Annotated in this window: 14 protein-coding genes; 5 read left to right on the forward strand and 9 right to left on the reverse strand. The window is 60.7% G+C overall.

Translation table 11 applies throughout. From position 1 onward, the window contains the following. Positions 1-21: 21 nt before the first annotated feature. Positions 22-978 carry an alpha/beta hydrolase gene (locus ACMXYH_RS09720; protein ID WP_415766946.1) on the forward strand — a complete coding sequence of 319 codons (957 nt, stop codon included), beginning with the start codon at positions 22-24 and terminating at the stop codon, positions 976-978. A gap of 248 nt (positions 979-1226) precedes the next feature. On the opposite strand, the gene ACMXYH_RS09725 is transcribed toward ACMXYH_RS09720, so the two are convergent. The 6 genes from ACMXYH_RS09725 to ACMXYH_RS09750 form a co-directional block, all read right to left on the reverse strand. Next, complete coding sequence (locus ACMXYH_RS09725) at positions 1227-3704, reverse strand: TonB-dependent siderophore receptor (RefSeq protein ID WP_415766947.1); 2478 nt, start codon at positions 3702-3704, stop codon at positions 1227-1229. 285 nt (positions 3705-3989) lie between these two features. Then, the gene (locus tag ACMXYH_RS09730) at positions 3990-5639 is read right to left on the reverse strand and encodes a cyclic peptide export ABC transporter (protein WP_008152240.1); all 1650 of its coding nucleotides are present in this window, start codon (positions 5637-5639) and stop codon (positions 3990-3992) included. 216 nt (positions 5640-5855) lie between these two features. Further along, a complete protein-coding gene (locus ACMXYH_RS09735; RefSeq protein ID WP_415766948.1) occupies positions 5856-6734 on the reverse strand; it encodes a dihydropyoverdine dehydrogenase in 879 nt (292 codons plus the stop codon). Between the two features lie 145 nt (positions 6735-6879). Further along, positions 6880-8160: an aminotransferase class V-fold PLP-dependent enzyme gene (locus tag ACMXYH_RS09740; RefSeq protein ID WP_415766949.1), complete on the reverse strand. Its 1281-nt coding sequence runs from the start codon at positions 8158-8160 to the stop codon at positions 6880-6882. A gap of 30 nt (positions 8161-8190) precedes the next feature. Then, complete coding sequence (gene pvdM / locus ACMXYH_RS09745; RefSeq protein WP_415766950.1) at positions 8191-9540, reverse strand: pyoverdine-tailoring dipeptidase-like protein PvdM; 1350 nt, start codon at positions 9538-9540, stop codon at positions 8191-8193. Between the two features lie 179 nt (positions 9541-9719). Continuing rightward, complete coding sequence (locus ACMXYH_RS09750; RefSeq protein WP_415765780.1) at positions 9720-10715, reverse strand: IS110 family transposase; 996 nt, start codon at positions 10713-10715, stop codon at positions 9720-9722. A 372-nt stretch (positions 10716-11087) separates the two neighbouring features. On the opposite strand from ACMXYH_RS09750, the gene ACMXYH_RS09755 reads away from it, so the two are divergent. Continuing rightward, complete coding sequence (locus ACMXYH_RS09755) at positions 11088-12707, forward strand: pyoverdine maturation tyrosinase PvdP (protein WP_415766951.1); 1620 nt, start codon at positions 11088-11090, stop codon at positions 12705-12707. A gap of 131 nt (positions 12708-12838) precedes the next feature. Here ACMXYH_RS09755 and ACMXYH_RS09760 read toward each other — a convergent pair whose 3' ends face one another. The 3 genes from ACMXYH_RS09760 to ACMXYH_RS09770 are packed head-to-tail and all read right to left on the reverse strand — an operon-like array spanning position 12839 to position 17387. Further along, a complete protein-coding gene (locus ACMXYH_RS09760) occupies positions 12839-14233 on the reverse strand; it encodes an efflux transporter outer membrane subunit (RefSeq protein ID WP_415766952.1) in 1395 nt (464 codons plus the stop codon). A gap of 7 nt (positions 14234-14240) precedes the next feature. After that, positions 14241-16214 (reverse strand): MacB family efflux pump subunit, encoded by a 1974-nt coding sequence (locus tag ACMXYH_RS09765; protein ID WP_415766953.1) that lies wholly within the window; start codon positions 16212-16214, stop codon positions 14241-14243. Further along, positions 16215-17387, reverse strand: a complete 1173-nt coding sequence (locus tag ACMXYH_RS09770) for an efflux RND transporter periplasmic adaptor subunit (RefSeq protein WP_415766954.1) — start codon at positions 17385-17387, stop codon at positions 16215-16217. It lies immediately after the preceding gene. A gap of 394 nt (positions 17388-17781) precedes the next feature. On the opposite strand from ACMXYH_RS09770, the gene ACMXYH_RS09775 reads away from it, so the two are divergent. From ACMXYH_RS09775 to mgtA, 3 genes are all read left to right on the forward strand, one after another. After that, positions 17782-18264, forward strand: coding sequence for a sigma-70 family RNA polymerase sigma factor (locus tag ACMXYH_RS09775; protein WP_056741950.1), 483 nt, complete (start codon positions 17782-17784; stop codon positions 18262-18264). Positions 18265-18410: 146 nt separating this feature from the next. Continuing rightward, positions 18411-19748, forward strand: coding sequence for a lysine N(6)-hydroxylase/L-ornithine N(5)-oxygenase family protein (locus ACMXYH_RS09780; protein ID WP_129437146.1), 1338 nt, complete (start codon positions 18411-18413; stop codon positions 19746-19748). A 503-nt stretch (positions 19749-20251) separates the two neighbouring features. Then, entirely contained in the window at positions 20252-22954 is a 2703-nt protein-coding gene (mgtA, locus tag ACMXYH_RS09785; protein ID WP_415766955.1) for a magnesium-translocating P-type ATPase, read from the forward strand. Positions 22955-23118 lie beyond the last annotated feature (164 nt).

A 23118-nucleotide genomic window follows, 5' to 3' on the forward strand; every position in this document is an offset into this window, starting at 1 on the left:
TTGTGTAGAAGGATTCGTCCCATGTCCGTGTTGCCAGAACTTGAAGCATTTCTAGAACTCGCCGAGTTCGGCCGGATGACCGGCAAAAGTCGCGCGATGCATGAACAGTCGCCGCAACAGGCGCGGCTCGATTTCGAAGCGTCGTCGGGGTTTCTCGATGTGCCGCTGGACAGCGTTGCCTGCGAGGACTTCACCATCGCCGCGCGAGATGGCCACAGCCTGTCGGCAAGGGTGTATCGCAACGGGCAATCGGTCGACGGGTTGCAGCCGGTGGTGTTGTATTTCCATGGCGGCGGGTATGTGGTCGGCAGTCTCGATTCCCATGATGCGTTGTGTCGGCGGCTGGCCTCCCAAGGCGGTTTTGCCTTGTTGACGGTGGATTATCGTCTGGCCCCGGAATGGCGGTTCCCGACGCCGGTGCAGGATGCCTGCGATGCGGGGAACTGGCTGGTGCGCGAGGGCGCGGCACATGGCCTGGACGCAACGCGAGTGGCCGTGGCCGGTGATAGCGTGGGTGCGACGCTGGCGACGGTGTTGTCGATCATGGCCGTGCGTGAACCTGAGGAACTGGCGTTGAAACCGAAGGCGCAACTGTTGGTGTACCCGGTGACGGATGCCACGACCAAGCGCGCGTCGCATTGGGATTTCGCCGAGGGTTATTTGCTGGAGACGCCGACGCTGGATTGGTTCTATGCGCATTACGGGCGCACGCCGCAGGATCTGGCTGATTGGCGGTGCTCGCCGTTGCTGGCGGAGGATCTTTCGGGTGTGGCGCCGGCGTTGGTGTATTTGGCCGGGCATGATCCGTTGCATGACGAAGGGGTGGCGTATGCCGAGCGGCTGCGTGTTGCCGGGAATGAGGTGACGTTGCTGGAACAGCCTGGGATGACCCATGACTTTTTGCGCATGGCGGGGTTGTTGGGGGAGGTTGAGGGGATTCATGCGGAAGTGGCGGAGTGGGTGCGTTCGCGGCTTTGATCTGAAGTCTGGGAATGATCCAGACTAGCCAGCACCACCGTGTCATCGTTCTTCGCGAGCAAGTCGAATCGTCGCACCGCCGCTCCCACATTTGATCTCGGTCGTACGCAGGTTTTGTATCCACCACAGATCCACTGTGGGAGCGAGCTTGCTCGCGATGACGGCATCACAGTCGACACAAATCTCACAGCCATAAAAAAAATGCCCGCATCTCACGATACGGGCATTTTTCATTTCAGCTCAGCCACTCAGAAATCATACTTCGCGGTGATCTGCAGGTTACGCGGCTCGCCGTAGAACGTGGTGCCGAAGTTGCCCAGGCCCGTCACGTACTTCTTGTCGAAGATGTTGTAGGCATTGGCGGTGAAGCTCAGGTGTTCGTCGTACTGATAACGGGTCATCAGGTCCACGAGGGTGTAGCCGCCTTGTTTGAGAGAGGTGCTGCCGCCCTCGCCACCGCCCACGTTGGGGCTGTAGCTCTGGCCGTAAAACGCGCTCTGCCAGCTGACACCGCCACCGACGGTGAACTGGTCCAGCGCGCCGGGCAGACGGTAGGTGGTGAACGTACGAATCACGTGTTCCGGTTTGCTGGTGGCCAGCGGGAAACCGAAGATGCGTTGTTCGTCCTTGTCACGGGTGCGGGCGTAGGTGTAGCCGGCAGACACGTTCCAGTCCTGTGCCAGTTCGCCGGCCAGTTCCAGTTCCACACCGTTGGTGGTGGCGCCGTCGGTGGCTTTGAAAATGCCATCGCCGGTATTCACATCGGTGCCGACCGATTGAGCGACGTTGTCCTGCTCAATGCGGAAGAATGCCAGGCTGGCGTTCAGTTTGCCTTCGAAGTAGGCCGCTTTCAGGCCGGATTCGTAGCTGTCGCCTTCGACCGGTGCCAGGGTCGCACCGTTGATGTCCTTGTTGATCTGAGGCTGGTAGATCTTGGTGTAGCTGGCGTAGACCGAATAGGTATCGTCCAGGTCATAGACCACACCGGCGTAAGGCGTGACAACGCCGTGTTCCTTGTAGCTGGCGTGGGTGTCGGTCTGGCCGGTGCCTGGATAGTAGGAGTAATCCTCGTTGTACTTGTAGGTGCTCACACGGCCGCCAAGGATGAACGACAGGTCGTCCGTCGGACGCAGGCGCGTGGCCAGGTAAGCGCCGTTCTGGCTCTGGGTGCGCTCGTACTTGCCGTTTTTCGGGAAGTCCTGTTTCGCCAGATGGCCTTCCCAGTCAAAAATGTTGCCCGTCACCTGTCCGAAGGCGCTGCTATCGAAAGTTGAACCGGTCTGACGGGAGTGGGAGGCCATGAAACCTGCCACCAGTTCATGCTCGCGACCGCCCAGGCTGAACGGGCCCGAGACGTTCACGTCAGCTGTGTTCTGCACGCGATGGCCTTCCCAGCGACCCCAATAAAAGAACATGCCTTCGCCGGTGGCGCGGTCCGGGCTGCCACCGCTGGCCGAGGCCAGTTGGGTGTCATGATCGGTGGTTTTCTGGTCGAAGCTGGCCTTGAATTTCCAGTCATTGGCCAGCGCTTGCTCCAGCGATGCGAAGTAAGTGGTGCTGTCGAAATCACGACGGCTCCAGTCGGCACCCGGGTTGAAACTGCGAGAGAAGTCGGTGCGGCCACCGTCGGTGAAGTACGGCGCGTTACCGGTCCAGGAACTGCCGCGCGGGGTGGCACTGGACTTGTCGACGCCCAGGGTCAACAGGGTGTCATCGGTCAGGTCAGCTTCGAGGATGCCGTAGTACAGGTCTTTCTTCTGGCTGTAATGATCGATGTACGAATCTTTGTCCTGCAAGGCACCGACGAAGCGGCCGCGCACGCTGCCGGAATCGTTCAGCGAACCGGAGATGTCGCCTTCGGTGCGGTAGTTGTCCCAGGAGCCAGCGGTGGCGCTGACCGATGCCTTGAAGTCCTTGGTCGGTTTCTTGCGCACCAGGTTGACGGTGGCAGACGGGTCGCCCGCGCCGGTCATCAGGCCGGTGGCGCCTTTGATGACTTCGACGCGATCGAGGCTGGCGGCGTCGTCGCTGTTGTTAGGGTTTTCACCGTAAACGCCGTCGTACGGGATGTTGACGCCATCGTACTGAAAGTTGGTGATGGCAAAGCCACGGGCGGAAAACTCGGTACGGTCACTGTCGTACTTCTGCGCCGTGATGCCGGGGGTGTTGCGCAATACGTCGCCGACGCTCTTGGCGCCGCGATCGTCCATTTGCTGACGCGTCACCACGGTCACCGATTGCGGTGTTTCGCGAAGGGTCAGCGGCAGTTTGGTCGCGGTGGTGGTGGCGCCGGTGGTGTAGGAACCGGTGTCTTCAGTGGTCAGGCCCAGGGCCTGGCCGGAAATGGTGGTCGCGCCCAGTTGCAGGCTCGAGCCGCCGCCGGACACCAGGGTGACGGTATTACCACTGATCTGGAACGAAATACCAGTGCCTTTCAGCAGGGCGGCGAGGGCATCGGACGGTTCCAGTGAACCGGACACCGCGCGAGACTTGATCCCTGCAACCTGATCCGGGCTGTAGAGGATTTGCAGGTTGGTCTGCATGCCCAGTTCGGTCAGCGCGTTGGAAAGCGATTGACCTGCAATGTTCACTTTTACAGGTGCAGCATTGGCCATCGAGCTCCCCAGCAAGGTGGCGGTCAGCAGTACGCTAGTGAACAGGGTGCGATGCAAAGTCGGGCGCTGTACGGCCAGCGCGAGAGGTGTGCGGCGTGTTTGAGGTCGCATTACTTACCTGAGCTCCTGAAAAAGTGTTGTGCAGAGTTTTTGTTAATAGGAATGATTATTAGACGCAGCACGAGCGTAAAACCGGAAAGAAACCCGTTAAATAAATTTATGAAGGCCGCCGCAACGCGATCTATGTAGCAGCTGGCGAAGCCTGCGTTCGGCTGCGAAGCAGTCGTAAAACCAGAATCCGCGGTGCATCAGGAAGACCTCGCGAGCTGAATTGGCGACTGCTGCGCAGCCGAACGCAGGCTTCGCCAGCTGCTACACAGACCTCGGTTTTCTGTTTCAGGCAGGGGCCAGTTCGGTGACGACCCGTCCGCTTTCCATGCGCACCAGTTGGTCCGCCACGTCGAAATAACGGTCATCGTGGGAGATCACGATGATGGTCTTGCCCAGACGCTTGAGGTCCGGCAGCAGCTCGGTGTAGAAGATCCGTCGGAAGGTCGGGTCCTGGTCGGCTGCCCATTCATCGAACACCAGCACTGGACGTTCCTCCAGCCACGCATTGACCAATGCCAGGCGTTTGCGCTGGCCGGTGGAGAGGTCGGTGGTGGTGAAGTTGCCGTCCTTGACGCTGACCTTGTGCGCGATCTCCAGCCGTTGCAGGTATTTGTTGGCGTCTTCGGGGATGTGCGTATCGCCCTGGACCACGTCATCGAACAGGTAATAGTCGGCAAAAATGGTGGTGAACAACTGGCGATAGTCATCGCGGTTGGCGGCGTCGATCACTTCGCCGTTGACGTGGATTGCACCCTGCTGCGGCGTGTACAGGCCCAGCAGCAGTTTGATCAGCGTGGTCTTGCCGCACCCGTTCTCGCCGACAATAAAGGTGATGTCGCCTTGCTTGATCGTCAGGTTGACCGGCCCTAGCTGGAACGGTGCAGCACCTTCGGCAGCCGGGAAGCTGAAACGTACATCGGCCAGTTTCAGTTCGTGTACCGCTTGCTTGACGTTGCCTTTATCGCTCAGCAACAGATGAGGTTCCGGGGTGGAAAACTGCTCCGACAGTTCGGCGATGCGGCGGAAGGCGATCTGCGCGCGGCTGACGATCGGCAAGGTGCTGATCAAATGCTCCAGCGGGCCTTTCATATAAAGCAGCACCAGCACGAAACCGCTCATCACGGTTTTGTCGGCGCTCGGCCAGAAGGTTTGCAGCGCGAGGGCCAGGCCGATGACCACGAAGAACAGCATCGAGCCGAAGGTCTTGGCAATCACGAACGTATTGATCGAACGCACCTGGGTGTTGCAGATGAACTCGGCCGTGGCCTTGATGCCCGAGACGAACATGCGCTGGCGGCGTGGGCGATGAATGCGCAATTCCTTGGCACCTTCGGCAATCGCGTTGTAGTGCTTTTGCAGTTCATCTTCGGCCTCTCGGGCGGCCATGAAACCCTGCACCCCTTTGCTCTGGGCGTAGGCCTGAATCGCTGTGCCGATCAGGATGGCGGCGACCATGATCAGGAACATCGGCCACGACAGAATGGCCAGGTAGCCCATGCAGCCCAAGGTCACGGTGACGGAAATGGCCAGCGGCGCGAAGGCGAAAGCGAAGTCGCTGATGGTGTCGACGTCGTGGGTCAGCACCGGGATCAGACGGTGGCTGCGATAGCGCTCGATCTGTTCGATCGGCGCCGACAGGACTTTCTCGCCCAGCTGTTTACGCAGTTTGGCGATGATGTGCTGGCCGACATAGTTGGTGCCGATGTCCGAGCAGATCGAACTGGCCAGTGCCAGCAGGCACAGGCCGGCGAACAGGGCGACGACGCCTTGGGTCAGGCCGGTGTCCGAATGCAGGGCGTTGTTGATGGTCGCCAGCAATACCGTGACGCTCAGGCCGCCGACCATGCCCAGGAAAATGGACGCGGCGACGATGAGCCGAAAGGGTTTCAACAGGGCGAACAATTCGCCGATGGCGCCACGGGTAGGCTGGGTCATGGAAGACAGTTCCTTGGGTCGTAAAGGCAGATACCCTGTAGAACGTCTGGTGGAAGGCTTAATTTAGAAGGGCGCCGACTGGCGGCGATCGCGACTCAAACACATGACCCTGTGGGAGCGAGCTTGCTCGCGATAGCGGACTGACAGTCGACATATCTATCGACTGTGATGCAGTCATCGCGAGCAAGCTCGCTCCCACAGGATTGGGGGTGTGTCTTAGAGATCGCGCACGATGCGGAACCCCATCCAGTCGCCGCGCTCTTGCGGGTACTGGCTGTTGCGGTTGCCGGAGCGCGAGAACACCGGCGCTTCGCCCCAGTCGTTACCGCGAATCCGCACGGCTTCGCATTTAGGCTCGACCCAGGCGCTGCCATCGGTGGGCGCACCGACGTAATCAGGGTGTTCGCAGTCCTCGACCCATTCGTAGACGTTGCCGTGCATGTCGTACATGCCAAAGGCGTTCGGTGGGTAGCTGCCCACTGGTGAGCTGTAGCTGTAACCGTCCGCCGGGCCATAGGTGTTGGCGTGCTTGGCGATGCTGTATTCCTTGCCTTCATCGAACGGGAAGGGGAACGGCCCTTTGCTGCCGCCACGCGCGGCATATTCGCGTTGGGCCTCGCTGACCATGCGGTACGTCTGCCCGGTTTTTTTCGACAGCCAGGCGACGTAGTTCTTCACGTCGTCGAAGTTCATGCACACCGCTGGCTGACGCGGACTTTGCGGATAGCGCGGCTTGCTGGCGACGCACTCGCGGCCCGGCCGGGTGTCGCCATTGGCGATGGTCACACCACTGTCGCGCACGTAGCTGTCCCATTCACCGGCGGTGACCTGGAAGCGGCTCATGGCGAACGGCTTGGCGAAGGTCACGTCATGCATCGGACCTTCATCGGGTTCGCGACCGACTTCGTCATCGGGGGTGCCCATGGTGAAGGTGCCGGCGGGCAGCACGACCATTTCCGGGCAGTCTCGGCAGTCTTTGAACACTTTGCCCGGTTGCGGGGCGGCGGCCGCCTGGGCGGTGGTCGACAGTAGACCGGCCATGAGGGCGGTCAGGGCGAGTGCCTTGAGCGGGCGGGGTAACAGATCACTGTTCATGCGTCATCTCGATTAAAGAAAAGCGGGGTGTCACGCTCGGTCCAATGTGGGAGCGGGCTTGCTCGCGAAGAGGGCGTGTCAGTCGACACCCATGTTGACTGGCAGTCCGCATTCGCGAGCAAGCCCGCTCCCACAGGGTTCAGCATCACGCGATCTTGCTCAGCAGCGCCATGAAACGGTCGATATCGTTTTCGGTGTTGAGCAGGCCGGGGGCGATGCGGATCACCGGGCCGACGTCGCGGTCCACCGAGTCGCAGACCACGCGGTTTTCCATCAGTTGGACGGCGACTTTTTCGCAGTCGCGATCCTTGATCCGGAAGAAGGTAAAACCGGCCGACAGGTCCGGGCTCTTTGGCGTCACCAATTCGATCTGCGGGTGCTCCAGCAAGCGGTTTTTCGCATAGGTATTGAGCGCGTGGATGCGTGCCTGCACCTCGGCCTTGCCCAGGTCCAGGTGCAGCTTGAAAGCTTCGTTCAGGGCCCAGCGATGTTCGAAGCTGTGATAGCCGCCGGGGGTCATGATGGTCGAGAAGGTGGTGGCTTCGGAGAACGTCGGGATGGTCGGCGTCACGTCCTTGAGCTCGGCCGAACGGGCGCAGATGATCCCGGTACCGCGCGGGCCGAACATCCATTTGTGCGTGCCGGCGATGAAGAAATCGCAGTGCATGTCGGGGAAGTCGAGGTCCTCGACGCCGAAGCCATGGACGCCGTCGACCACATACAGGATGCGGTCCTTTTTTGCGCGATTGCGGTTCTGCTCGTCCACCAGTTTGCCGATTTCGCCGATCGGCAGTTTGACGCCGCTGCCCGATTGCACCCACGTCATGCCGAGCACTCGGGTTTCGGGGCGAATGCCTTTGGCAATCGAGCCCAGCACTTCATCCACGGAAATGCTTTGACTGTTCTCGAACAGCTTGAGCTTGCGAACCTTGACGCCGTCCTTTTGCTGACGGTAAGCCAGGGCATAGTTCGTGGCGTAGTGTTCGTGTTCGCTGGTGAGGATTTCCTGGTCGGGGCGCACATGAATGCCGCCGTAGATCAGTGAAAGGCCTTCGGTGGTACTGCCGGTGAGGGCGATCTGGTCGGGCTTGGCCTTTAGGTAACGGCCGGCCCAGACGCGCACTTCCTGCTCGCGCTTTTCGGTTTCCCCAAGGTCCCAGTCCATGGCCAGGCCGGGGTTGCGGTCGAGGTTGGCGCGGTGCATGTCGATGGCGTCACGCACCGGTCTTGGGTGTGAGGTCACCAGAAAGTTGGCGAAGTGCAGGTAATCCGGGTCCTGATTGAACATCTGGCGTAGTTGCGCCCATTTATCCTTTGGCAGCGGCGCCGGATTGGCGGCCAGCGCCGGCAGGTTCACGGCAGCGCCCAGGGGCAGGCCGGCCGCGAGAATGCCGGCCTGCTTGAGGAATGAACGACGGTTGGTCATGAGCAAGATTCGCTTTTGCAAAAGAGGGGATCAGTTTTTTGCCACAGGCTTGGAAGACTTCTGCACCTGGTCCCAGACCCGCAGGAAGTTGCCGCCCCAGAGCTTGGCGATATCGGCTTCGCCGTAGCCGCGACTGATCAGCTCGGCCGTTACGTTGCGTGCCTCGCTGACGTCTTTCCAGCCGTCCAGGCCGCCGCCATCGTTGAAATCGGAACTGATGCCGACGTGGTCGATGCCGATTTTCTTCACCGCGTAGTCGATCGCGTCGCCGTAGTCCTTGAGTGTGGCCTTGGGTTCTTCATCGACGATGGCATAGAGCTGACTGGCGTACTCGCCGAAACGTTGCTCGGACCAGACGGTGATCACCGGATCGCCCGGCATCAGCGCCATCTCCAGGCCTTGCAGCGGTTGCAGGTCGAAGCGTGCGCGCAGGGCGTTGAGTTTGTCCTGGGTGGCCTGGCTGAGCGGGCGGATGTAGGTCGGGAAACCGACAATCTGCACAACGCCGCCGCTGTTCTTGATCAGCTGCATTTCCTGGTCGCTGAGGTTGCGCGGGATGTCCACCAGCCCTCGCGGCGCCGAGTGGGACGCGACCATCGGCGCACGGCTCAGCTGGGCAACTTGCTCCAGCGCCTTGGTCGACATCTGCGAAACGTCGATGATCACGCCGAGGTCGTTGAGGCGATGCACGGCCTGCTTGCCGATCTCCGAGAGGCCGCCAAGGGCGTCGCGGGAATCGTTGAAAAACGGCAACGGCCGGGATGAGTCAGCCCAGGCGTTGTTGCCCACATAGCTGAAGCCGAACATGCGCATGCCGCGGGCTGCCCACTTGTCCAGGGCGTTCAGGTCGTTGCCCAGCGGATAGGCGTTGAGCATGCTCATGAAGATCGCGAACTTGCCTTCGCCATGCAGGCGGCGGAAATCGTCGGGGGTGTAGGCGATGGCGACCTGATTGGGGAAGTCGCGAACCATTGTGCTGATGATTTTGTAGCGGGTTTCCTGCTCGAACCGTGCTTCGTCGACGAAACCGGCGGTTGGGCGGTGCGGGGCGTTGGCGCCGTTCCAGATTTCCGGCCAGCCAAAGATCGTCAGCGCCACGCCGGACAAACGTCCGCGCCCGGTTTTGACCAGGTCGAATTGCCCGGTGCCGTCCTTGTCGGCTTCATTGCCGGCGGTACCAAAGTCCAGCGGGACGGTGACGTGGCTGTCGAAGGAGAGGATTCGCTCGTGCAGTTCATCGGCCTGTTTCATCACCTTGACCGGGTAACCGGGATTGTCCTTGAACCAGTAATCCCAGGCCGCAAAGCCTGCACCGGCGCTGATCGCCAGGGCCAGCGGCAGGCCGATGTAAAGAGCCTTTTTCGAACGTGGTTTTGTCATTGCCGTCTCAGTCAGGTTCGCCGTTGGGGGGGCAGGCACAGGGGCCTTTGCTATCTGGGAAGAACGAGTGGCAGGCCAGAAAATTTAGATCTCCCCCGAAAAGATCGTCCGAACGCGGCCCGAACCTTCGGCAGCTCCTACATTGGGGCTGCGTACACCTGTAGATACTCTGTTCACGGTCAAGCTTTCGCGAGATGTTTTTCGCTAAAAAGCTTGGCCGTATTAAATTCTTCTCCGGAGCGCATGCATGCCCATAACCCGGTTAGGTATTTGCGCATGACCGCACCGATGGCCTGCATTTTCTTCTTGCCGCGCGCTACCAGAGCCTCGTAGAAGGCCTTCACATTCTCATCACAACGAATTGCCGTCATCGCCGGCATGAACATCGCTGCGCGCAAGTAAGCATTACCGCATTTGGACATTCGCCCTGGTCGGTTCACGCTGGTGCCTGACTGGGTCAACCTGACATCCAGGCCTGCATAGCGGCTTACCTGCGCCGATTTAAGCGTTACCGGAAGGGTCGTCAGCTCAGCCAGTGCGGCGATGGCTGAGGCTTCTCCAACGCCGGGGGCCGCCATCATGCAGCGAAACTGCAAACTCAGATCCGGGCATTTGGCGATGGCATCACGTGCGGCTTTCTTCAAGCGATCAATCCGTGTGTCCAGCCCTGCAATCGCCTCTTTCTCATCCTCGATCAGCAGCTCCACACTCGTTTCTGTCGCTTGTAGCGCGTGTAATTCGTTTTTGGCTCGTGTTCGATGACCAATCAGCCGATTGATATGGCGGCCAATCGCACGCAGCGTCATTTGATCGGCAGTAGGCGCAACCCAAAGCCTGGGAGTCATGCGCTCGCCATATTCAGCCAGCAATTGAGCGTCTATCTGGTCAGTTTTGCTGTTTTGCAGCATCAATTTTGCAAAATTGTGGAAGCTTTTGGGGTTGATCACCGAGACCGGCAGGCCGGCGGCGTGCAACTCCAATGCAAGATCCAGGTAGTAAATGCCGGTGGCCTCCATGACCACGCTCAGCGGTTTGAGACCCAACATTTTTGTCACGGCAGCCTTACGTCCTTTGGGCGTGTGCTGAATATCCCACTGGCCTGATGTTCTACCGCTCTGCCGCCATCCCATGACAGACGTGCGCGCACCAATGTCTATGCCGACATGAGTATTCATGCTTTTCACTTCCCTGACTTTCGGTAAGATTGCTCCTGGTTCCCCCGACCTCGAACTTCATGCCACTGCAACCTTGTAATGCGAAGTCCGACTTGTCGGCTTCTCGATACTCTTCGTGGTGGGCAATGAGGCGGGGGGGCCTCTCTACAGACAAGGTCAGGAGCAAATCCTGCCTTCAGGAGCGATCGGCCTCCCCCAGAAACGCACTTGCTGTTGTATGAATCCTTGAGCGTAACCTCTCTCGTTGGAATCAAGGTCAACATACAAGGAGCTGCCGAAGGCTGCGATCTTTTCGAGGCACCATAAATTTCGGAGGGCAACAAACGTTCTAGCTTGGATAAAGCCTGCTTCATGGCTGACACAGGTAGGGCAATGACGATTTCTCGACGATGGTTCATGGCAGGCCTGGCGCTGACCGGCGCCGCCGTGCCTGCGGCTTTTTATGGGCATCGTGAATGGACGAAACCGGATCCGACGATCACCCCCGGCGAAGCGTCATTCGATGTCGCGGATGTCGCTGGCCAGCACTTGGCGAACACCTTGCGCGGTGTCTGGCAGATTCGTTTCGAAGGGCCAGACGCTGGCATCGAAGGCCTGCCACGGGACGGGCTGGAGGTGTTCCTCGACATCGGTCACAAAGGTCGCGGCCTGAGCGGGTTTCTCGACACCGCCGAGCGTTTGCGCTCGAACGAAACGCCGCGTTATTGGGTACTCGGCGATCTGGCCGGCGCCAAACCGGCGCAATTGAGCTGGCGACTGCTCAGCGCCAGCGGCTCGGCGGATTATGAATTCAGCATGGCGCTGGACGAAGTCTGGGCCGGTTTCGGCAACGCTGGCAGCGGCACTCTCAGTGGTCGGGTGGTGAATCTGGACCGTCCGTTAATGTTGACGGCCCAGGACAACCGCTTCATTGCCGTCAAGCGCGTGTTCCCCGAAGCCCGCGAGCGCAGCGGTCTCAATCCGACGTTGCTGGCCTGGCTGGTTTCGCCCGAGCATCGACTGTTTCACCAGCTCTGGCATGCCTCCCGGGACAAATGGCACACCCTGTCCGAAGACAAGCGCGGCGCCCTGCGTGGCATTGGCTGGCAGCCTGGCCCGCGGGACAAGGAGCGTGATGCCCGTGGCGCGCGCAAGGATCGTAACGGCTCAGGCGTGGATTTCTTCTTCATGCACCGGCACATGCTAGGCAAGGCGCGCTCCCTGCAGGACTTGCCGTCCTGGCAACACTTCCCGTTGCCACAGCCGGAACTGGCGCGTGATCGCGTTGGGTTCGCCCGTTATTTCGACAACCACGACGGCACTGCGCTGCCGCCGACCTGGCTGGCCGACGACGATGCCGAATACGCGCAATGGGTCAGCGACATCAAGACCGCCGAGACCTACCACAGCAATTTCCAGGTCTGGGAATCGCAGTACCGCGATCCGCGTTATCTGTCGAAATTGACCCTGGGTCAGTTCGGTTCAGAGGTCGAATTGGGGCTGCACGACTGGCTGCACATGCGTTGGGCCTCGGTGCCGCGTGATCCATCCAATGGCCATCCCGTGCCGTTTGCCCGGGATCCGGCGGACTTTTCCGCACGCTGGTATGCGCCGGAAAACGACTTCCTCGGCGACCCGTTTTCGTCTCATGTAAACCCGGTGTTCTGGCATTTTCACGGCTGGATCGATGATCGACTGGAAGACTGGTTCCGCGCGCACGAGCGCTTTCATCCGGGGGAGGTCAGTCGGCTTGAGGTCAATGGCGTGGCGTGGTTTGCGCCTGGGCGTTGGGTCGAGATCGACGACCCGTGGCTCGGCCCGAGCACCCATGGTTGCAGTACTACGCCGGGGTTGCAGACTGGCAAATCGGTGGAGATGGACCCGGAAACCATGAAGCTGGCGTTGCGGATTACCTTTGGTGATGACGAGAAGAAACTGGCGGATCTGTTCCGCAAGGTGCCGCAGCGGCCTTGGTATGCGCGGTATTTGAAGGCTAAACAAAGTCCGGTTTGATTACCGAGTAATCGTTCAATCGCGAGCAAGCTCGCTCCCACACTGATCTCCAGCGGACACAGAATTTGTATTCGGCGCTGATCAAATGTGGGAGCGGGCTTGCTCGCGAAGGCGGCCTGACAGACGCCGCATTACAACGCCTGCCACCCTCCGCCGAGCGCTTTGTACAACGCAATACTCGCCTGCAACCGCGACAACCGCAGCTGCACATTCAAATCCTGCGCCGCATACAGCGTGCGCTGTGTCTCCAGCACCGTCAGCAAATCCTCGGCACCGGCTTGGTAACGGCTTTGCGCAATGTTGAAGGCCGTTTGCGCCTGGTTCAGCTCTTCACCTTGCCACTGCCGCTGTTCGTCCAGACCGCGAATGCTGTTCAACGCTTTTTCCACATCGGCGAAGCCATTGATGATCGCCCCGCGATACGTCTCCAGCAGTTCTTCCTGACGGGCCGTGGCCTTGTCGCGCTCGGCGCTCAGGCGACCATTGTTGAAGACCGGCGCGAGCAGTCCGGCGGTGAGGTTGTAGAAGGGGTTGCGCAGGACGTCGGCGGCGCGGTCGGCACCGGAGCCTATTTCTGCGCTGAGGGTCACAGCCGGCAGCATGGCGGCACGGGCGACGGTGACGTCGGCTTGTGCGGCGGCCAATTGCGCTTCGGCGCGGGCGATGTCCGGGCGACGACTGATCAGCTCGCTGGGCAGGCCAGCGCCAATGGTCGGCCATGCCAGTTGATCAAAGCGTTCCTGACCCAAAGACAACTCCTGCACCGGCCGGCCGAGCAGGGCGGCGAGGCTGATCTGTGCGTCCTGAGCCTGTTGCTGCACCAGTGGCAATTGCCGCTGTTGCGCGGCGACCAGGCTCTTCTGCTGCGCCAGTTCCAGCGCGGTTGCCGAGCCTGAGTCAAAACGCGTCTGCACCAGTTTCAAAACATTCTGCGCGTTCGCCAGGTTCAGTTCGGCGATGCGACTTTGCTCACGCAACGACAAGCTTTGCGCGTAGCTGTTGGCCACGCCGCTGAGCAGCGTCAACTCCACCGTTGCCTGATCGAATTCGCTGGCCTGTAAGCCGAATTGCGCACTGTCGCGGGAGGCGCGTTGGCCGCCCCAGAAGTCGACTTCGTAAGTGGCGGTGAGGTTGGCGTTAAAGTAATCGACGGCCTTGTTGTCGCCGTCGGCATCGAGCTGGCTGTAGCCGTTGCCGCGCAATAGTTTCTGCCGATTGGCGTTCAGGCCGGCCTTGACCTCCGGCAGCCGCGTGCCGCCGGCAATCACCGTGTCGGCCTGAGCCTGGCGCACCCGAGCGATGGCGGCGGCCAGGTCGTAACTGCCGACCCGCGCCTGTTCGATCAGGCGATCAAGCTCCGGGCTGCCGAACTGCGTCCACCATTGCAGGTTGCTGCGAGTAGCGCTTTGAGTGTGTGGCGATTGCCAGGCAGCGGGCGGCTGGAGGCCGCTGTCCGGACGCTGGGCGGGACTGCCGCAGGCGCCGAGCAACAGGCATAGGGTCAGCAGGCTGAGTTGCGGCTTCATAGATCGATCATTCACTGGTAAGGGCCGTGACCGGGTCGAGTCGGGCAGCTTTGCGGGCCGGCATGAAGCCGAAGACAACACCGGTGACCAGAGCGCAGCCGAAGGCGCCGAGCACCGCTATCAAGGAGAACGCGACGGCGACTTCGCTGAGGATCAGCACGCCGCCGACGATCATCGCCAAGGCGATCCCGGCAAGCCCGCCGACCACCGAGAGCATCACCGCTTCGGTGAGGAACTGGCGCAGGATGTCCCGTTGGCGGGCGCCAGTGGCCATGCGGATGCCGATCTCGCGGGTGCGTTCGCGCACGGTCATGAGCATGATGTTCATCACACCGATCCCGCCCACCAGCAACGAAATCGCAGCAATCGAACCGAGCATCAGCGACAGGGTATTTTGCGTGCGTGCCTCGGCCTGAATCATTGCGGCGTTGTTGGTCAGCTCGAAATCCTTCTTGCCGTTGTGCAGGCGCAGCATCAATTGCTCGATGGCTTTTTCGGTCTCTTTGACCTTGCGCGCATCGGCGGCGGCGATAGCCACGTATTCGGGGTTGTGGGTGCCGAACAGCCGCACGCTGGCAGCGGAATAGGGGATAGCGATGCGGTCGTCGCTGTCGGAGTCGCCCGAGCTGGCGCCTTTTTCCGCGAGCACGCCGACCACCTGGAACGGCACGTTTTCGATCAGGATGTATTGGCCGATCGGGTTGGCAACGTCCTTGAGCAACTTGGTCCGCACCTTGTGGCCAATCACCGCGACTGCCGCCGCGTTGCGTTCATCTTCCTGGGTGAAGTAGCTGCCTTCCACCACCGGCCAGTTGAAAATCGCCGGGAAATTGGTGTCGTTGCCGCCGACGTAACTCAAATGGTCGAGATTGCCGAAACGCACCCCGGCCTCCTGGCCATTGACCGGCATGATCCGTGTCACTTGCGGCAGGCTTCCCACCGCCGCAACGTCATCCAGGGTGACGATGCCCAGCGGCGTTCGCGGGTTTGGCGACGAGCCGCTGAGGTAAATGATGTTGGAGCCGAACGCGCCCATTTGCGCCATCACCTGGCGCTTGCTGCCTTCACCGACGGCCAGCATCACCACCACCGACGCGACGCCGATGATGATCCCGAGCAACGTCAGTGCGGTGCGAAAGCGGTTGATCCACATCACCCGCCACGCGGCTTGCACCGCATCTACCAGTTCGCCTTTCCAGGCGCCAGTGGCTTCGGCGCCTTCGGTCAGGCGCTTGCGTAAGTCCACCGCTTGCAGCGCGCCGGGATTGGCCGACGTCTGCGCTTCGGGATTGTCCCTGGCGCTGTCGCTGATGATCAGTCCGTCGCGAATTTCGATGATGCGTTTGGCCCGGGCCGCCACTTCGCGGTCGTGGGTGATGAGGATCACCACGTGGCCCTGGCTCGCCAGTTCGTCGAGCAGGGCCATGACCTCGGCACCGCTGTGGCTGTCGAGGGCGCCGGTAGGTTCGTCGGCGAGGATGATGTGGCCGCCGTTCATCAAGGCGCGGGCGATGGACACCCGTTGTTGCTGACCGCCGGAGAGCTGGTGCGGACGGTTGCCGGTGCGCGAGGCCAGACCGAGGCGGTCGAGCAGGGCGGCGGCGCGGGCGTGGCGTTCGGCGGCCGGCAAGCCTGCGTAGATGGCCGGCATCTCGACGTTTTCCTGGGCCGAACCGGACGGGATCAGGTGATAACCCTGGAACACAAAGCCGAAGGCTTCGCGGCGCAGCCAGGCCAGTTCGTCGCTGTCGAGTGCGGCGACGTTTTCCCCGGCGAAACGGTATTCGCCCGAGGTCGGGCGGTCGAGGCAGCCGAGGATGTTCATCAGCGTCGACTTGCCGGAGCCGGAGGCACCGACGATCGCCACGAACTCCCCGGCATGGATCGACAGGTCGATGCCACGCAGTACGTGAACTTCCGGTGAATCGCCGCCGCCGTAGGCTTTGCGGATGTCCTGCAGGTCGATCAGGGGCGTCTGCATTCAGCCGCCACTCCCGTCGGCCGGGCCGATCAGCAGGTGATCGCCTTCCTGCAAGCCGTCGAGGATCTGCACCCGCAGGCGATCGCTGATGCCGGTGCGGACGTCGCGCTGCTCGATGCGGCCGTTTTTGGCGACGACTTGTGCGGTCTGATTGTCCGTTCCAGCACCGGCTTGCAGGGCTGCGATGGGCGCGGTGAGGACGTTTTTCGCCTGCTCGGCGACGAAGAAGACTTGCGTGGTCATTTCCGCCATCAGCGCGTTGTCGGCGTTATCGACGTCCAGCAATACGGTGTACAGCACCACGCGAGCGCTGCCGCTTTTACTCGAACTGGCCGGGCTGCCGCCGCCCTGACTGGTCTGGTCCAGTGGCTTGGGCGGCACCGGCAAAATTTGCCGCACGGTGCTGTTCCAGCGACGGTTGCCTCCGCTGAGGGTGGTGAACCAGGCCGTCATGCCGGGTTTGACGTGACCGATGTCGGCTTCCGACACCTCGGCCCAGACGGTCATCGGCGACAACTTGGCGATGCGCAGAATCAGTGGCGTTTGTTGCTGGGCGTTGAGGGTCTGGCCGACCCGGGCGTCGAGTGCAACGACGGTTCCGCTCATGGGCGCATAGATTCGGGTGTAACCCAGCTCCGCCTGATCGCTGCGCAGGCTGGCCTGGGCCTGGCGGATCTGCGCCTGGAACATGTCGATACGGGCCTGGGTGGCGCGCAGTTCGGCCTCGGCGGTCTGCACGTCTTCTTCACGGGTGGCGCCACCGGCCTTGAGGTTCTGCTGGCGCTGGAATTTCTGCCGGGCGAGGTCGTGCTGCGCCCGTTGTTCCTGCAGCTGCGCCTTGAGGTTTTCGATGGAGAAACGTCCAGCGTCGAGTTTGGCCTGTTGCGTGGACGGATCGATCTCCACCAGCAACTGGCCTTCCTTCACCACATCGCCGACTTCCACGTGGATCTTGTGGATCTGCCCGGATGCCTGGGCACCGACGTCGACATAGCGTCGAGGTTGCAGGGTACCCAGCGCGGTGACGCTGCTTTCGATGTCGGCGCGGGTGACCTGAACGGTGGCGAACTGGTCGCGGCCGGGCGGGATGATCTGCCAGGCGGCCACGGCGATAACGGGGATCAGACAAAGTGCTACAAGCAGGGCGCGTCGGGTCTGTCGGGGACGTTTCATGCAGGGTTCCGGCCAATGGATATCGGCCCGTCGCTCAAAGGGACGGGGAGCTGTCCTGTAAACGATGAAGGCAGCGTGGAATTTAGCCGCAGACATATGGCGTAACACCTGTGTAGGAGCTGTCGAGTGCAACGAGGCTGCGATCTTTTGATCTTGTTTTTAAAAGCAAGAACAAAAGATCGCAGCCTCGTTGCACTCGACAGCTCCTACAGGTGAAGGGGTGTGCAGGTGCTCGAGCAGGACTATTTGTCAGGCAAGGTGAAGCAATACTTTAAATCTATATGAGAATTACTATAAATTACGCGCCTCGAACTGCCACTATCGTGCCACTGCCTATTTCGGCGGTCGCCGGTCTGGCTCAAGGATAGAAACCGCACCCCTGCGGCCGGGAGTCATGTTGGAAAACTACTATCGCGAGCTGGTGTGTTTTTTGAACGCCAAGCTGGGCAACCGTCAGGTGGCCGAAGATGTGGTGCATGACGCTTATCTGCGGGTATTGGAGCGTTCCAGCGACACGCCGATCGAGCAACCTCGGGCGTTTCTGTACCGCACCGCACTCAACCTGGTGATCGACGACCATCGGCGCAATGCCCTGCGTCAGGTCGAATCCCTGGAAGTGCTCGACAACGAAGAGCGCTACTTCACCCCATCCCCTCATCACAGCCTCGATCACGGTCAACGCCTGGAGATGCTCCAGCGTGCATTGGCGGAATTGCCCCGGTTGTGCCGCGAGAGTTTCCTGCTGCGCAAGATCGAAGGTCTGTCGCACCCGGAGATTGCTGAACACCTCGGTATTTCTCGCGCGCTGGTGGAGAAGCACATCGTCAATGCAATGAAGCATTGCCGGGTGCGGATGCTGCAATGGGATGCCCATTGATCCGACCCGATCAATCAAGCTGCATTAAATTTTTTTTCATTGTCCTCGTTCCCTTCAACAGACGATCTGCTGTCCTGCCCAAGGCCGGTCAGGTCACTTAGGCTTACTCCCCGCTGCTTCGGGGGTTCATCCAGAGGACACTGGAAATGACACAGGCAATTGCATCGCCCATCGTTCACGACCTGATCGGCGTCGGTTTCGGCCCTTCGAACCTGGCGCTGGCCATCGCTCTGCAAGAACGCGGGCCGAGTCAGGGCGAGCTGGATGTTCTGTTCCTCGACAAGCAGGCCGATTACCGCTGGCACGGCAACACCCTGGTGACCCAGAGTGAGTTGCAGATTTCCTTCCTCAAGGACCTGGTGACCCTGCGCAACCCGACCAGCCCTTACTCCTTCGTCAACTACCTCAAGCACCACGGCCGTCTGGTGGACTTCATCAACCTGGGTACCTTTTATCCGTGCCGCATGGAGTACAACGATTACCTGCGCTGGGTCGCCGGGCAATTCGAAGCGCAGAGCCGCTATGGCGAAGAAGTGCTGACCATCGAGCCGGTGCTGCACAACCAGCAGGTCGAAGCGCTGCGGGTGATCTCGCGCGATACCCACGGTCAGCAGCACGTTCGCACCGCCCGCTCGGTGGTGGTCAGTGCCGGCGGTACACCGCGCATTCCCGAAGCGTTCAAGGCGCTCAAGGGTGATAGCCGGGTGTTCCACCACTCCCAGTACCTGGCGCAGATGGCCAAGCAACCGTGCGTGAACAACCAGCCGATGAGCATCGCGATCATCGGTGGCGGGCAGAGCGGGGCGGAAGCGTTCATCGACCTCAACGACAGCTTCCCGTCGGTACAGGTGGACATGATCCTGCGTGGCTCGGCCCTGAAACCGGCGGACGACAGCCCGTTCGTCAACGAAGTGTTCTCGCCGGAGTTCACTGATCTGGTGTTCCAGCAGGCGAGCAGCGAGCGTGAGCGTCTGGTCAACGAGTACCACAACACCAACTATTCGGTGGTGGACATCGACCTGATCGAACGCATCTACGGCATCTTCTATCGTCAGAAAGTCTCGGGTATTGCGCGCCACGCGTTCCGTACCCTGACCACCATCGAAAAAGCCACCGCCACCGAGCGCGGTATCGAGTTGGCCGTGCGCAACAACGCCACGGGTGAAGTCACCGTCCGTCATTACGACGCCGTGGTGCTGGCCACCGGTTACGAGCGCCAGATGCACCGCAAACTGCTGGCGCCGCTGGAGCAGTATCTGGGCGATTTCGAAGTCGATCGTAACTACAAACTGATCACTGACGAGCGCTGCAAGGCCGGCATCTATATGCAGGGCTTCTGCCAGGCCAGCCATGGTTTGAGCGACACCTTGCTGTCGATCCTGCCGATCCGTGCCGATGAAATTGCCGGTTCGTTGTATGACCATGGCAAGGCACGGGGGCATGGCCGTTCGGTGATGGATTTGTTGCTAGCCACCGCCAGCTAAGATATGTAGCGCCTGTTTAGTCGCCTTCGCGAGCAAGCCCGCTCCCACATTTTGACCTGTGTTCGCAGATCGAGTGTGGGAGCGGGCTTGCTCGCGAAGAGGCCCTGAAGAACAGCACAAATTCAGAATCCTGAACCCTTCCTGAAGAACCCCGCGATTCCCCCTCCACACGCCTTTGCTTCGTTTACTCTCCAGAAATCGGGGCGTAAGCTTCGCGCGTTTTCAATCAATAGCGGAGACCCACAGTGGGTACTTGTTCGAGTGACAGTAGTCGGCCGGTTTCGATAACCGGCACCTTCCCGGCAAGATAACGCGCCACTTTTTTGTGCCGTTGTCTCGCCGAAAAGCGAGCAGCGGCATCCCGATCGCGACCAGTCCTGGTCCGTGTCCCGACGTCCCTCTCATCGACGCTGAACCGTGCGTGATGTTCGACTGTGTGTCGTCATCGCGGCGTATCGACACGCCTGCTCGACGGTTTCCCGGCTGACCCTGGGGGAACTGCCATGAACCTGACCCTGCTCAAAGAATTCTTCGCCGGATTCCTGCGCACCCGCCACATCGCCCGACACTTCCGTCGCCTGGCGCTGCTGGAAAACTTCACCGACACCACGGTCAGCCGCGAGGTACCGCCCACCCTGGCGCAAACCCTCGTGAGCGCCGCCAACAGCGACACCGGCCAACTGCTGAACAACCTCGGTAGCCACACCGATGGCTTGAGCGAACTCGAAGCCGATGCACTGCGCGTGCAATTCGGCCTCAACGAAGTCGAGCACGAACAGCCTCTGCCGTGGTGGACCCACTTGTGGCACTGCTACAAAAACCCGTTCAACCTGTTGCTGACCTTGCTCGCGGTCATCTCCTGGCTGACCGAAGACATGAAAGCCGCCATCGTGATTTTCTCCATGGTGGTGCTCTCGACATTGCTGCGCTTCTGGCAGGAAACCAAATCCAACCAGGCCGCCGACGCGCTCAAGGCGATGGTGAGCAACACCGCCACGGTGTTGCGTCGGGATGCGCAACGTACCGAACTGCCGATCAAGCAACTGGTGCCAGGCGACCTGATCGTGCTGTCCGCCGGTGACATGATCCCCGCCGATTGCCGGGTGCTCAACGCCAAGGACCTGTTCGTCAGCCAGGCCGCCATGACCGGCGAATCGATGCCGGTGGAAAAATTCCCGCGCCAGCAGAACGGCGATACCCACAATCCGCTCGACCTCGACAACATCCTGTTCATGGGCACCAACGTGGTGTCCGGCACGGCGATGGCGGTGGTTCTGACCACGGGCAACAACACCTATTTCGGCGCCCTGGCCCAGCGGGTTGGCGCTACCGATCGCGCACCCACTTCATTCCAGACGGGCGTCAACAAAGTCAGCTGGCTGCTCATCCGGTTCATGTTCGTCATGGCGCCGTTGGTACTGTTCATCAACGGCTTCACCAAGGGCGACTGGACTCAGGCGCTGCTGTTCGCGCTGTCGATTGCCGTGGGCCTGACCCCGGAAATGCTGCCGATGATTGTCACCTCGACGCTGGCCAAGGGCGCGGTGTTCCTGTCGCGTAAAAAAGTCATCGTCAAACGCCTCGACGCGATCCAGAACTTCGGCGCCATGGACGTGCTGTGCACCGACAAGACCGGCACCCTGACTCAGGACAAGATCTTCCTGGCACGCAATGTCGATGTCTGGGGCAACGACTCCGATGACGTGCTGGAAATGGCCTACCTCAACAGCTACTACCAGACCGGCCTGAAAAACCTGCTGGACGTGGCGGTGCTCGAACACGTGGAAATCCACCGTGAACTGAAAGTCGGCACAGCGTTTCGCAAGGTCGACGAGATCCCGTTCGACTTCACTCGCCGGCGGATGTCGGTGGTGGTCGCCGAGCGCGATCATTCGCACCTGCTGATCTGCAAAGGCGCGGTGGAGGAAGTGCTGGCGGTGTGCACGCGGGTGCGTCATGGCGAGGTCGATGAAGCACTGAGCGATGAATTGCTGGCGCGGATTCGTCAGGTGACCGCATCGTTCAACGCCGAAGGACTTCGTGTCGTAGCCGTCGCCGCACGGCCAATGATTGAGGGCCGCGACACCTACAGCCTGGCGGATGAGCAGGAACTGACATTGATCGGTTACGTGGCGTTTCTCGATCCACCGAAGGAAAGCACCGCGCCGGCCCTCAAAGCCTTGGCCGCTCACGGCGTGGCCGTAAAAGTGCTGACCGGTGACAACGAACTGGTGACCGCGAAGATTTGCCGCGAAGTCGGCCTGGAGCAACAAGGCCTGCTGATGGGCAACGACATCGAGCGCATGAGCGACGCCGAACTGGCGATAGCGGTGGAGACGACCAACGTCTTCGCCAAACTCACGCCGTCGCACAAGGAGCGCATCGTGCGTTTGCTCAAGGGCAACGGCCATGTGGTCGGTTTCATGGGCGATGGCATCAACGACGCGCCGGCGCTACGCACCGCCGATATCGGTATTTCGGTGGACAGCGCCGTCGACATCGCCAAGGAAGCGGCGGACATCATCCTGCTGGAGAAAAGCCTGATGGTGCTGGAGGAGGGCGTGCTGGAAGGGCGCCGGACCTTCGCCAACATGCTCAAGTACATCAAAATGACCGCCAGCTCGAACTTCGGCAACGTGTTCTCGGTGCTGGTGGCCAGTGCGTTCATCCCGTTCCTGCCGATGCTGCCGATGCACCTGCTGGTGCAGAACCTGCTCTATGACATTTCGCAGATCGCCATCCCGTTCGACAACATCGATGAAGAAATGCTGAGCAAACCGCAGCGCTGGCAGCCAGCGGATGTTGGCCGGTTCATGCTGTTTTTCGGACCGATCAGCTCGATCTTCGATATCACCACGTTTGCCTTGATGTGGTACGTCTTCGACGCCAATACCCCGGACCATCAAACCCTGTTCCAGTCCGGCTGGTTCGTGGTCGGGCTGCTGACCCAGACGCTGATCGTGCACATGATCCGCACACCGAAAATCCCGTTCCTGCAAAGCCGCGCGGCGATGCCGTTGATGGTGATGACCGGAATCATCATGGCCGTCGGTATCTTCCTGCCGATGGGACCGCTGGCGCACTACTTCAAATTGCAGGCGCTGCCGTCGCTGTACTTCGTGTTCCTGCCGGTGATTCTGCTGGCGTACATGGGCCTGACGCAGGCGGTGAAAGGGTTCTACATTCGCCGGTTTGGCTGGCAATAAAGCCGAACAGTTCCTTTGTGGCGAGGGAGCTTTCCTGTGGGAGCGAGCTTGCTCGCGATAGCGGCCTGACAGTCACATAGACAGTGAATGTGCCGCCGTCATCGCGAGCAAGCTCGCTCCCACAGGAAAGCACCTGGCCACAGGGATCGGGTATTTCTCAAGGA

Origin of the sequence: Pseudomonas frigoris (genome assembly GCF_047758635.1) — a bacterium.
Classification (GTDB): domain Bacteria; phylum Pseudomonadota; class Gammaproteobacteria; order Pseudomonadales; family Pseudomonadaceae; genus Aquipseudomonas; species Aquipseudomonas frigoris.